Here is an 11,985-nt window from a genome sequence, read left to right on the forward strand (position 1 = left end):
GAACTATATTAGGGCAGGAGGACACCCTTTTCTGGCATCTGCTGCCATCCTTCATGATGTTCCATTTTTACAATTTTTTATCATTTTCTGTTGTTAGTTTTGTCTCATGAATTGTATTGATGGGAAATGATAATGATGCTACTGATTCTTTTTAGCTTTTGGTAGATCAACATATATATAAGGATTATTATTCATCAAACGCAAATGATGATTTTTTCAAAACTGATGAAGAAAATACAGGTTGATTATCAGGGATCCATTCTAATGGATTTCTACATTGTTTTCCTCAGTTAGATGAAACTTTATTTCAACGAAAACAATAAACTATAACCATGAATACTTACTTGAGAATTTTTTTAAACTCAAGACCGGGAGCAAGTCTGGATTAATTATATCAATATAAAATATAATATCCTATTGATTTCCGGAAAAGTAAAAACCTGTTTCAAAAGAAGCAGGTTTTGTTTTATATATAATAATTAATCCAAAATATAAATTTCTTTTATTTGAAAATCAATGTGTTGGCCAATCGATTTAAACGTATAAGTTAATTCTTTAACGAAAAATAGATGTTTTTTGAACCTTTACGGAAGAAATTAGATTTTATTCTTATCATAAGGCAAGCCTTCCAAAGACTCAATATCATACCTTTACAAAATCAACTGAAACAAAAGTATTAAATATGAGCATTCAATTTGAAGCAGGAATCAATATCGCCATTAAAATTCCGAAAAGTAAATATGAGAAGACCGTAGCTTTTTACAGATATATTTTAAAGCTGCCCGTGGAAGAAAAGGAAATTGATAATCCTACAGTATCCAGAACCCATGAAGTGAAGTTTGGAAGCAATATCATTTGGTTAGATTGTGTTGATAATTATACCCACTCAGAAACCTGGCTGCAGCTTACTGTTCCGGATATTGAAGAAGCTACAAAATACATGCATTCAAACGGAGTGGAAACCTGTGATGAAATTGAGGAAATTCCGGAAAATATGCATTGGATTATGGATCCTGCCGGTACAGTGTTTAATGTACAGCAAAGGCCATTAAAATAAAAACAAAATGTTTCGCTAATACAAGAAAAACCTACCGGAATTGGTAGGCTTTATTTTTTCAATGAAGAAATATTTTAATATTTTTCCAAATCAGAAAAGCTTAAATCCTGAATTTTGGGCAACGATTTTATTTTGATTTTTTGAGTCTTTTTATTCAGTATTTTATCTGAGCCTAGCTCCTGCTGAAACTCTAATTTGGTTTGCGTTAGGAAATCTATTTCGGTTTCAGAGGTAGTATTTTTTCCATCCCATAATGCTCTTGAAATTTTAATCAATTCGAAGTTGTTTTGGTTAAACCTGAATTCATAATTGCTTTTCCGGTTATTGATATCAGTAAGCATTTTTAAGTTACCATCTTCAATAATGAAATCCGGAATATTATTTCCGTTATGCTCTCCTTTTTTATTGGCGGGATATTCGCTCTCAATGATTTTGGTGGAAGATACAGCTAATGCAAGCTTCTTATTAGGTTGCGAAAGGAATATCTGCAGCCTCAAAGGTCTGGTCTCGTCTTTCACATCCATTTCTACAACAATTTTGTCATTTTGTTTATCCTTATTCAGATCTCCTTCTTCACTTTGTACCTGAAATGTGAAACGATCTTTATCAGCCGTTTTTTGTGAATATGCATTCACAGCAGATAAAAGAAGAAATAAGACAATGTATAATGATGATTTTTTCATATTTCAATTATAATATATTACAGCTTTGGATAAAGAGATTAGGAATCACAAAAGTTTTTATCGTTCTCCTAAAGGAACGTTGATCAATCTCTCTTGTTTAATTTTGAACTCAGCTTCGTTAATTGGTTGATATACAATTTCATTGCTCACAGGATATTTTGGAAGAAGACTTTTGGGTCTGATGGGGCGCTTTTCTAATCCACCACCACAGTTTGGGCACACATTTTTAAAGATATTATCAACACAATCTTTACAAAAAGTGCATTCAAATGTACAGATCATGGCTTCAGATGAATCATAAGGTAAAGGTTTCTGGCAATTTTCGCAGCTGGTTCTTATCTCTAACATGTATTGAGTAAATATGATTATTTGAGACACGAAGTTAACTTAAATTTGATATAATGTAATCATATTCTTCTGATTATTTACTTGAATTCTGTGTGATAAAAATATGATTTACTGAAAGACAGAACGAAAATAGAAAATAATAAGCCGCCTTTTTACGCGGCGGCCTATTTATACATCTTTTTTTGATGAAAAACCAAAGAAATCTGTTATTGTTTCACTAACACAATCTCTCTTGGAAAATTAAGGATAGCAGAATTTGTCCCTTGTGTAAGATCCTTTACTTTAGAACATTTTGATTCATCAAATGCAGTAGGAGATCCAAGGCTAAGTAAATCACTTTTTGAACTTAGGGAAAGTTTGGTTTTTTCGGTATTTAAAAAATTGATGTCTAAAATAACATAAGCTGTACACATATCTTTTGGATGAAATTCCAATAGCTTTGTTTTCTTGTCTTTCCAGCTTGTAAATGGACCAAAGAACTCAGGATCAGTTTGGCTAAAATTTGTTATTCTGTCAACAATAACGCTGCCGTTACTGGTAACAATTTTCCTTTCTCCGAAAATCCTATCGGTATAAGTTGTTTTGCCGCTTTTACTGGTTAGGGGTTCTTTTATTTTACGCAGTTCCAGGTAAATGGTTTTGTCTCCCCAACTTCCTTTCCAGGTGCCTATGTAAGGGGTCAGTTCATTATCTAAATCTTTATAGTAAGTGCCATCATAAACACGCGCTTCATTGGAGTGTAGTGGCAGTACTTTCTGTGCATGGATAGATATGGTTAATAGGGTAGCTATTGAGGTTAAAAAAGTTTTCATTTGTTTACATTTATTTTAATTAGGACATGGAGTAGTGGTACCATTTTCATTAAGCTGTTTGCTGTTTCCATTTTCATCAACAGTATATATTTCCATGCCAGGGATATTCATATTTTCTTTTAGGAAATCCATAAACTTCTGCTGCAGGCTTTCTGTAGAAATATTGGGATTGCCTAAGCTCTTGGTGTATGTGTCATTTAAAGTGGCAATCTGGGCATCTGTGTACATATTTAATGCATCCACATTGATACTGTTATCTCCCCTTAATTGGTAGGTTCCGCTTTCGGTCACTACTGAAACAAATACAAGATTTAAAGATATGTTATTATTTTTTGCATTTTTCAGTAATTGAATATACAAATTTACATCTCCTGGAGAAAAGATGGGAATCAATCCATTATAATGTGAGTGCATAATTCCAAAAGTAGTATTGAATATTTTGAAATCCAGTTGATTAGTACCCGGAGTATTACTAAGCTGTTGATATTGATTTGATGCTTGTCCTGAACCTGGAACAGGAAGTCCAACTCTGAAGCCACTTTCGCTGGTGTCATTCAGCTTGGTTTTCAAATAATTTTCACTGGCCTGGTATTTATCATCCTGTTTCTGGTCTTTTAGCCTACTGCATGGATCTGGTGGTGGGAGAGTAGGAAATGCCGGGCTGCCATTTCCGCCACCACCTACAGGATCTATACATTGTGCTGGCGGTAATCTTCCAAACAAGCTTTCCTGAGTAGCCATTCTATACACCTCTGAACAGGTAGGTTCACTACCACCGCCGCCAGAACCGGAACCACCACCAAAACCACCAGTCCAGCCTCCACCATGGTTGGGGTTCCAGGGAATGATAACAGGGTCAATTTCATGTATTGTTCCTCTTGATGTCTCTAAATTTAAATTTTTGCGAACTCTTTCATTTAGAATTTTAAAAATATCTGCATACTGAGCAATACTCTTATCCAACAGATGAATTCCTAACTTCTTCACATCTTTATCAATGGACGCAATAAGGATATCGATAGTTTTCGAGTTTTTAACTACAGGAAATAAAACAGCATAACCACCTTCCGGTAAAGCTACTGTTTGGGAAAATACGTTAAAATCTACATGTGTGCCATCATTTTTGGGTTTTACACCATAGAGTTCCTTACCTGAACTTTCTCCATAGTCTTTAAGGACGCCTTCAAATGCTTTTGCGTAGTTAACAGTTTTGGCTTGATCTGTTGTCCAGAATGCAGCAAATCGTTTTTCTTCAGGCGGTGTATTGCTTTGGACGAAATCATCTTCCACTCGACATGAAATTAGAAAAAATAATGAAAGTGCTCCCAACACAGAAGCTGAGAAATAGTTTTTTTTCATAGGCTAATAATAGTCTTTATTTAATATTACTGGGATTTGTCGTAATTCCCGGAGCAAATATATATTATTCTCTACTTAATTTGTAGACTAATAAAGATGAGTTTTATCAGTGTATAGTGATATATTTTTGCTTATGAGTTTCTCCCTATTTTAGTAGGGAAGAGATAAAGAGTGAATAAATAGAAATATTTACAAGTATTAGTTTTCTAATCATGTAAGAAAACCTGGGGTGAATTGTTTGAGATTGATGAGAGGCAAGGTCGATAATAAGAATATTTATTATTAGTTAGGTTTTGAAGCGATAGAGCATTTTCAAAATAGGAGAGAGGAGAAAAGGAATTGTTTATGACAATGAAGAGATTCTTTTAATGAAAGACCTTCTTGGAAGGTATAGAGGAAATACAATCGAATATTTAACTCTCAATTTATTATGTTGTGAAATATAAATTCTTAAAACATAAGATAAATTTTATAATAATTTTATAAAATAATTTAATTTGGATTAGTGAAAATTAATTAATTTAGTCTTTCATTAAATCTAAATATTATGAAAAATTTACAAAAAATCGACAGACAGGAAATGAAATCAATTAAAGGAGGCATCAACTGCCCTGGTGGTCAAATATGCTTAATTGGCGGAAAATGGCAATGCATGCCCTACGATGGATGTGGCGGCGGAAATCAACCCTAAATTATAACCTAATCTGACTTGACTATGAAAAATTGTAGAAAAATTTCAAGGGATCAGCTGAAAGGTATCAATGGTGGTGCAGTAAGCTGTTCAGAGGCGTGTTGTCCACCTCCAGGAATAAAAAGATGTCCTTGGGTGTATTGTGTAGCACCCTGTGACATATTAAGCTAATAGCTTATATATTAATAAACAAAGCCTTAAATTGATTGATTTAAGGCTTTGTTTTTCTGTGAAAGAGTGTCAATACGTTGCAAAAAATGGCACAGCTTATCAGTTTGTGAAAGCTCCTTTAATGAAATATGATGTAATAACCAACTATGATAATTGTAGGTAAGGCATCTTATATTAATTATTATATTGCCAGTAATTGTGTACTGATGCATAATCATGTTATTGTTAATCAGACTATATAACCCATTATATCCTGATAAAAAATGGTTGGGATGACTGTCGTAACCTGCCTGCTAATGGTAGAATGGTACATTATGTAATACAATAGCAGCTAAAATAGATTATATCATAAAAAAATAAAAACCTACTGATTACAGTAGGTTTTAAATTTTCTGCGGAGAGTGAGGGATTCGAACCCCCGGACCTGTTACAGTCAACAGTTTTCAAGACTGCCGCAATCGACCACTCTGCCAACTCTCCTTAAACTCCGATAGTATCGTTGTTTTTAGTGGTGCAAATATAGAACGATTTTTAATTTCCGCAAAACTTTTTCTGTAGAAATTTTAACCCAGCGTAATAATTGACTAAAAATCAGATTGATTATTTTTATCATTTCTTATAAAGTAACGAAGCATTCTATTTATTTGCTCCTGTTCATCGAGTTTTTGAATAAAAAACTTTCATGCTTTTGGATAAAAAAGAGGCAGGAAAGAGAAATTGATCTCCGGATTTTTATTTGGTGCATTTTTTGCAATGCCTGTCAGACTAAAAAATTAATTATTTATGAAATTATCTTATCTGGGAACAGGAATTCTAGGGCTTGCTTTAACATTCACTTTAGGCTCTAACTCTGCTTTAGCCAATCAACCTCTGGAAAAAGCTATAGAATATGTAAAAAATGATTCTGATTCCGTAAAAGTTGAGAATCTAGCTAAAGAGCTGAAAAAATTAAAGCCTGTTAATGCCAATGATTTTAAAAGCAAATTTAAAAAAGAAATTAACGGTTTTAAACTTACAGAAGTTGCTGCTTTTGAAGATAAAGAAACAGGATCATACGCCACGGCAAACTATGCAAAAGGATCTCAGAATGTATATTTAATGGTAACAGATGGAGCTGGAGCCGGAGCGGAACAAGTGAAAGGAAGCCTTTTAAACTATCTTGAGCTGAAGGCAATTGAGGAACCTGGAGATAAAACCAATATTAAAAATTATAAAGGATGGTTGGTTTATTTTGATCACAGTATGTATGAAAGTGATAAAATGACAAGTATCCAGTATCTGGAAGGAAACCGATATGGAGTAGTAGCCTCAGGAAATAATATTTCCCTTGAAGAATTGAAAAGTCTTTTAGATAACTTTAGCCTGTAAACGCCTCTACAAGAATAATAGAGAAGCTCTGATTTATGAAATAAGTCAGAGCTTTTTTACTTGTAAGGTAACTGTGGTGATAATACCTAAAAATAACTTCCTGTTTCCCTCTTCTGGTTTTCAGCCTTTATTTTAGCTATTTATTCTCAAAATTCCTTTATTCATCTCTTTATTTCCTTTATTCATTATTTTTTCATTGAACAAGCAGTGCAATTGGAGTAGCTTTGATTCATCAAAATGAAAATATTAAACAACAAATATCATGAACAGGGAATTAATTTTTTTAAGAACATTTGCTTTTACAGCAGTTATGGGCATCGTTTTTTTAACAACTTCAGCATTCAAAACAGATGGACATCAGAAATTTACAGAAATTGATGTGGAAAGAATCAATGTAGTAGAAAAAGACGGGACTGTAAAAATGATTATCACCAACGTTGATAGGTTTCCGTCCGGAGAAGAAAAAGTAAACGGAACCGCTCCCAATAAGACCAGAAAAAAACGTTCAGGAATGTTGTTCTTCAACGAAGATGGAATAGAATGTGGCGGTTTTATCTATGATGGACAGAAAAATAAAAACGGTCACAGCTCAGGATTGTCGCTTACTTATGACCAATATGATGGTGATCAGGTAATGCAGCTGTTGACGCAGGATTATATGAAAGGGGATAAAAGATCTGTATCCAGTGGACTTTATTTCAACGACCGTCCGGTGAAAGAATCACAGGTAAAGACAGGTGAAATCATGGAAGAATTGGATAAACTGCAAAACAATCCGGAGGCTTTGAAGAAAAAGTATAAAGAATATGAACAGCAGGGGCTTATAGGAGGAACCCCAAGAATGATGCTGGGGAAAACCAAAGATGAAAATAACGGATTGTTTTTATTCGACAGCAAAGGGCAACCCCGTGCCAGATTCTGTGTAGACAAAAACAATGAAGCCAAGCTGGATTTTCTGGATGACAAGGGGAATATTTTAGCCTCATTTCCGGAAAAGAAAAAATAATAAGTAAGAAGTAGTCCTATAAAAAATATAGGGCTATTTTTGTGAAGAAGTTAACGGGCAATAACATGAAAAACATTTTAAAACAAATAAGCCAAAACAGATATTTTCTGCTGTTTGTCCTTTTGTTTGCCTATATACAGTCTATTCATGTCCGAATTGCAATTAGAGGAACGTTGGACAAGTATATTTTTACTCCTGAAGCTGCCGTAGCTACTTTTATCAGTTCCTGTATCTTGTTTTTTGTGATCGATTTCTTTATTAAAAGCTGGCAGAAATCATCCACTTTCAGCCTCAGAGAAATTCTTAAGATATTCAGTTCTTCTTTGGTTGTTTATCTTTTGGTGATGAAAGCCATAAGCTTCCTGATTTCTTTTACGTTTGGGACTATTGAGAAAAACTTCAATAGAGAAACATTGATCTTTACAACTTTTTCTGATTTAATAGACGGTTTTATTTATGGCAGTTTCTTTCTGGCTTACCGTTATTATAAAAAGAACGTAGTGTATCAGAAAAAATTGGTGCTATATGAACAGGCTTTGTCAGACAGCAAAATCAATCAGCTGAAAACGCAGCTTAACCCTCATTTTCTGTTTAATAATCTTAATGTTTTGGATCAGCTGATAGAAGAAGATAAATATAAAGCTTCCGATTTTCTGAATGAATTTGCAGAGATCTATCGCTATGTTCTGGATGTTTCCGATAAAAAGTTGGTTTCAATGAAGGAAGAACTGGCTTTTGTTGAAAAATATTTTAGTCTGATAGAATATAAATATGGAAGTGCATATACATTGCAAATAGATCATGATGATATAGCAGGAAATATAGTTCCGCTTTCTTTACAATTGTTATTGGAAAATGCTGTTCAGCATAATCTGGGAAGCCAATCCAACCCCGTTATTATTAAAATTCATGTTAGAAAGAATATTACGGTAACCAATAATACAATTCCTAAACGAAGCATCAAAACAACTTCAGGAAGAGCTTTGAATAATCTTAAAGAACAATATTCTGTGTTTACAGACCAGAAACTGGATATTATAAAAACAGAAACAGACTTCACAGCCATAATCCCTATAATTCCCGAATAAGATATGATAAAAGTTGTCATCATTGAGGATGAAATTCCTGCCAGAAATAAATTAAAACGTTTTATCAGTGAATTGGATGAGCCAGTAGAAGTGGTTGCAGAAATTGATACTGTAGAAACGGCTGTTAATGTTCTCGAAAACATGACGGTTGATCTTATCTTTTCAGATATTGAACTCCTGGATGGAAATGCTTTTGAAGTTTATGAACAGATCAGCATTACCTGTCCGATTATTTTTACCACAGCCTACGATCAGTTCTGGATGAATGCTTTTGAAAGTAACGGAATTGAATATCTCTTAAAACCCTTTACCCAGGATCGTTTCAAAAAAGCATGGGATAAATATTTATTATTCAAAAAAACAGATTCTAAAGAGAATGAAGTATTAGTGAAACTTCAGCAGATACTGAATAATAACAAGCAGGAAAAAAACTATAAAAAACGTTTTACAGTTAACGCTCATCAGGGGATTTACTTTCTGAATACAGAAGATATAACCTTTTTTGAAGCAAATGAAGGTATTGTCTTCGCAGTCGATATCATTGGGAAGAAACATTTGCTCCATGAATCTACCTTAAAAGATATAGAAGCCCTTCTCAGCCCTTCAGAATTTTTCAGGATCAACCGGAGCGAACTTGTGCAGAAGCAGCATATTGAAAGGATAGAACGGTATAATAAAAATACTTTGGCTATTCGGATGAAAGGGCAGGAAATCCATCTGATTACAAGCCAGGGAAGTACTTCTGCTTTTCGTAAATGGATTGAAGATTAGCTTAAGTCCTCTTGATCAATCATTAATTATAAATAATATGGTCTTAAATTTATACATCCCGATCCCTATAAAAACATATCTTAAAATATTTTGATAAAGAGCTTTTTTTACATCTATTCTAAAAAAAAATAAATACATTAATGAAAAGCTTAGGTTTTGTGGGCTTTTTGATGTAAATTAGACTTGTGTTTTCCTGCTTTTGTCAGAAATTTTATATTATTAAGTAGACAAAAATTACTTTAACTTTGCCAATTAAATATTATATAGTAATTATTGAATTTTTATTAATAATATTATATTATTTAAGACTAATAAAAGAGACTTAGGAAAACGGAAGATTAATTTACCTGGCAGTAGATATGAAATATAAATTCTTGAATTTTAAATTAAGAAAAGTTGTTCATTACTCGTTGATTATGTGTATCTTATTGATACAGGTGATTATAGGTGTATTTTTTTACAATGAGTTCGTGAATGAGAAAAAGTTGCAGTTTATTAAGACGCAGCTGGAAGAAAGCAGGGCTTTGGGAGGACTTACGGACAATTCAAGAAAAGATTTTATTGATGCTCAGGAACATCTTCAGCGATATATGGTGAGCCAGGATAATAAAGATCTTCAGCTCTATTTTGAGTCATTGAGAAAACTTAAAAAGAATTTTGACAAGATCGGGGAGTATGAAAATACCAGCCCTAGACTTAAGAATAGTTTGGCCCAACATAAAATGGATACCCTTAAGGTAACCAAACTGAAAACCCTTATAGATTCAGTATATGAAACCTCTCTGAAGCCACCTGCAAAGATCGAGAACAAGCAGTATGAGCCTGAAAAGTATAAGAATGACTTTGAGAATTTCAACATACAGACACATACTTATGCAGATACCATCAAGAAGAAAGGTTTTATGGGACGGTTGAAAGATGCTATCACCGGTAAAGTAAATGTTCAGAAAGAAAGCACCGTAATTACGTTAACAAATAATAAAACCATAGACATTTCCAATGTAAAGACGGAAATGGATAAGGCTTTAAAATCTATGGATAAGCATTATGCTGCTGAAGTTAAGAAAGCACAGCAGTATGCCATCAAAAATCAGCGCGAAAATATGCAGTTTTACAGTAATTTCAGTAAATTACTGGTATATAGTAACGGATTGATTGATGTATACGAAAATGCAATCAAAGATTTCAAATCTGAACTAGAAAAGGAATATAACAAGCAAAGTTCTGACAATAATAAAATAAGAAGATACCTTGTCCTTGGGCTGATGGTGCTAATGTTCATTGTATCTATTCTTATTATGTATTTTACAAGGGTGGCTTTCATTTACGAGAGAAAGCTTGATGCAGCCAATAAAGAAATTAAGAATAACCTGAACTTCAAGAACAGAATACTTGGAATGCTGAGCCATGATTTAAGGTCTCCACTGAAGATCATCAATATCTTTATTGATAAAATTTACAGATCAACAGGAGATGAAACCATTAAAGATTATCTGAAATCTATTAAATTTACTAACAGCACCCTTCTTCTGCAATCTAATCAGATTCTGGAATATACAAAAAATCAGGATGCTGAAAAGAAACTGATAAAGTCTGCTTTTAATCTTAAAGAAGAAATCGGCTCTATTGTAAAAGTAATTTCCCCTTATCTGGAGACCAGGAACAATAAATTTGCAGTAACGGACAGAATTCCAGAAGGTATTGAAGTTTTCTCAGATAATATCAGAATCAATCAGATCTTTATGAACATTCTGGGAAATGCCAACAAGTATACGGAAAATGGGAAAATTGATCTTGTGATGACAACGGAGCCATTAGGAAAAGACAAAATTACCCTGATTACAACCATTGGAGATACCGGAGTAGGGATCTCGGAATCTGATCTGAAAAAGATTTTCGATCCTTATTACCAGGGAACTGTTTCAGATGAGGTAGATAACCTGGGAGTAGGATTAGGATTGAATCTTGTAAAGGAAATTGTAGAATTGTTTGATGGGGAAATTTCTGTTTCCAGTAAGCTTCACAAAGGAACACAGGTAACATTCAGGATCAACTTAAATATCAATAATAAATAATGGAAATGCCAATTGAAAACAGGGAAATCATTTTCCTTTTAGCAGATGACCACAGTATTGTAAGACAAGGAATGGAAATTGTTATTAGTGATATTGTTCCCAATGCCAAAGTGTATCATACTTCATCTTTACAGCAGGCTGTAGAGCTGGTAGAGACCAAAGGAATTGAAATGGCTATTATTGATGCTCATTTTCCGGAAGGTAACAGCCTCCATATTTTGCCCCAAATGAAAAATGCAAACCCTGATATCAAGATTCTTGTTTTTACAGGACTTGAAGAAGACCTGTATGCTCTTAAGTTTATAAAAGCCGGGGCTAACGGATATCTTAGTAAGCTGAGTGAAGAAGAAGAAGTAAGGGAAGCTATTGCACAGTTTATTGAGAAAGGAGAATATTTTTCTGATCTGACAAGAAATTTATTGGTGCAGTTCATTTACAATCCGAGTGTAATAAGCCCGCTGAGTAGCCTAACCAAAAGAGAACTGCAGATTGCGGAACTCTATGCGGACGGACTCGGAAATCTTGAAATTGCGAATAATTTAAATATAAAGCAAAA

General features: G+C 33.6%; 13 protein-coding genes and 1 tRNA gene. 9 read left to right on the forward strand and 5 right to left on the reverse strand.

The window, feature by feature from the left end; all coding sequences use genetic code 11:
• Positions 1 to 682: 682 nt before the first annotated feature.
• Entirely contained in the window at positions 683 to 1,057 is a 375-nt protein-coding gene (locus BBH99_RS02315; protein WP_066691408.1) for a VOC family protein, read from the forward strand.
• A gap of 74 nt (positions 1,058 to 1,131) precedes the next feature.
• Here the strand turns inward: BBH99_RS02315 and BBH99_RS02320 are convergent, their stop codons facing one another.
• From BBH99_RS02320 to BBH99_RS02335, 4 genes are all read right to left on the reverse strand, one after another.
• Complete coding sequence (locus BBH99_RS02320; RefSeq protein WP_066691410.1) at positions 1,132 to 1,740, reverse strand: hypothetical protein; 609 nt, start codon at positions 1,738 to 1,740, stop codon at positions 1,132 to 1,134.
• 57 nt (positions 1,741 to 1,797) lie between these two features.
• On the reverse strand, positions 1,798 to 2,088 hold the full coding sequence (locus BBH99_RS02325; protein WP_066691413.1) for a DUF1272 domain-containing protein: 291 nt from the start codon (positions 2,086 to 2,088) through the stop codon (positions 1,798 to 1,800).
• Positions 2,089 to 2,294: 206 nt separating this feature from the next.
• Positions 2,295 to 2,900, reverse strand: a complete 606-nt coding sequence (locus tag BBH99_RS02330) for a DUF6705 family protein (RefSeq protein ID WP_066691417.1) — start codon at positions 2,898 to 2,900, stop codon at positions 2,295 to 2,297.
• A 15-nt stretch (positions 2,901 to 2,915) separates the two neighbouring features.
• Positions 2,916 to 4,259, reverse strand: a complete 1,344-nt coding sequence (locus BBH99_RS02335) for a hypothetical protein (protein ID WP_066691420.1) — start codon at positions 4,257 to 4,259, stop codon at positions 2,916 to 2,918.
• 547 nt (positions 4,260 to 4,806) lie between these two features.
• Between BBH99_RS02335 and BBH99_RS22215 the strand changes: the two genes are divergently transcribed.
• Both BBH99_RS22215 and BBH99_RS23125 read left to right on the forward strand, forming a co-directional pair.
• The gene (locus tag BBH99_RS22215) at positions 4,807 to 4,950 is read left to right on the forward strand and encodes a bacteriocin-like protein (RefSeq protein ID WP_164975735.1); all 144 of its coding nucleotides are present in this window, start codon (positions 4,807 to 4,809) and stop codon (positions 4,948 to 4,950) included.
• A 24-nt stretch (positions 4,951 to 4,974) separates the two neighbouring features.
• A complete protein-coding gene (locus tag BBH99_RS23125) occupies positions 4,975 to 5,121 on the forward strand; it encodes a bacteriocin-like protein (protein WP_419716425.1) in 147 nt (48 codons plus the stop codon).
• A 395-nt stretch (positions 5,122 to 5,516) separates the two neighbouring features.
• Here the strand turns inward: BBH99_RS23125 and BBH99_RS02340 are convergent.
• A tRNA-Ser gene (locus BBH99_RS02340) sits at positions 5,517 to 5,601 on the reverse strand.
• 303 nt (positions 5,602 to 5,904) lie between these two features.
• On the opposite strand from BBH99_RS02340, the gene BBH99_RS02345 reads away from it, so the two are divergent.
• The 6 genes from BBH99_RS02345 to BBH99_RS02370 form a co-directional block, all read left to right on the forward strand.
• Complete coding sequence (locus BBH99_RS02345; protein WP_066691423.1) at positions 5,905 to 6,489, forward strand: hypothetical protein; 585 nt, start codon at positions 5,905 to 5,907, stop codon at positions 6,487 to 6,489.
• Between the two features lie 262 nt (positions 6,490 to 6,751).
• Complete coding sequence (locus tag BBH99_RS02350) at positions 6,752 to 7,495, forward strand: hypothetical protein (RefSeq protein WP_066691427.1); 744 nt, start codon at positions 6,752 to 6,754, stop codon at positions 7,493 to 7,495.
• A gap of 65 nt (positions 7,496 to 7,560) precedes the next feature.
• A complete protein-coding gene (locus BBH99_RS02355; RefSeq protein ID WP_066691428.1) occupies positions 7,561 to 8,583 on the forward strand; it encodes a sensor histidine kinase in 1,023 nt (340 codons plus the stop codon).
• Positions 8,584 to 8,586: 3 nt separating this feature from the next.
• Entirely contained in the window at positions 8,587 to 9,354 is a 768-nt protein-coding gene (locus BBH99_RS02360; RefSeq protein WP_066691431.1) for a LytR/AlgR family response regulator transcription factor, read from the forward strand.
• Between the two features lie 374 nt (positions 9,355 to 9,728).
• Complete coding sequence (locus BBH99_RS02365) at positions 9,729 to 11,429, forward strand: sensor histidine kinase (protein WP_228390725.1); 1,701 nt, start codon at positions 9,729 to 9,731, stop codon at positions 11,427 to 11,429.
• On the forward strand, positions 11,429 to 11,985 hold a 557-nt coding region (locus tag BBH99_RS02370), incomplete at its 3' end, for a response regulator transcription factor (protein ID WP_083188718.1). The genes BBH99_RS02365 and BBH99_RS02370, both read left to right, overlap by 1 nt.

It is taken from the genome of Chryseobacterium contaminans, from assembly GCF_001684955.1.
GTDB lineage: Bacteria > Bacteroidota > Bacteroidia > Flavobacteriales > Weeksellaceae > Chryseobacterium > Chryseobacterium contaminans.

Excerpts from the sequence above, each read along its gene's own strand:
- BBH99_RS02315 (WP_066691408.1), top strand. The coding sequence starts at position 683 with ATGAGCATTCAATTTGAAGCAGGAATCAATATCGCCATTAAAATTCCG.
- BBH99_RS02320 (WP_066691410.1), bottom strand. The coding sequence starts at position 1,740 with ATGAAAAAATCATCATTATACATTGTCTTATTTCTTCTTTTATCTGCT.
- BBH99_RS02325 (WP_066691413.1), bottom strand. The coding sequence starts at position 2,088 with ATGTTAGAGATAAGAACCAGCTGCGAAAATTGCCAGAAACCTTTACCT.
- BBH99_RS02330 (WP_066691417.1), bottom strand. The coding sequence starts at position 2,900 with ATGAAAACTTTTTTAACCTCAATAGCTACCCTATTAACCATATCTATC.
- BBH99_RS02335 (WP_066691420.1), bottom strand. The coding sequence starts at position 4,259 with ATGAAAAAAAACTATTTCTCAGCTTCTGTGTTGGGAGCACTTTCATTA.
- BBH99_RS22215 (WP_164975735.1), top strand. The coding sequence starts at position 4,807 with ATGAAAAATTTACAAAAAATCGACAGACAGGAAATGAAATCAATTAAA.
- BBH99_RS23125 (WP_419716425.1), top strand. The coding sequence starts at position 4,975 with ATGAAAAATTGTAGAAAAATTTCAAGGGATCAGCTGAAAGGTATCAAT.
- BBH99_RS02345 (WP_066691423.1), top strand. The coding sequence starts at position 5,905 with ATGAAATTATCTTATCTGGGAACAGGAATTCTAGGGCTTGCTTTAACA.
- BBH99_RS02350 (WP_066691427.1), top strand. The coding sequence starts at position 6,752 with ATGAACAGGGAATTAATTTTTTTAAGAACATTTGCTTTTACAGCAGTT.
- BBH99_RS02355 (WP_066691428.1), top strand. The coding sequence starts at position 7,561 with ATGAAAAACATTTTAAAACAAATAAGCCAAAACAGATATTTTCTGCTG.
- BBH99_RS02360 (WP_066691431.1), top strand. The coding sequence starts at position 8,587 with ATGATAAAAGTTGTCATCATTGAGGATGAAATTCCTGCCAGAAATAAA.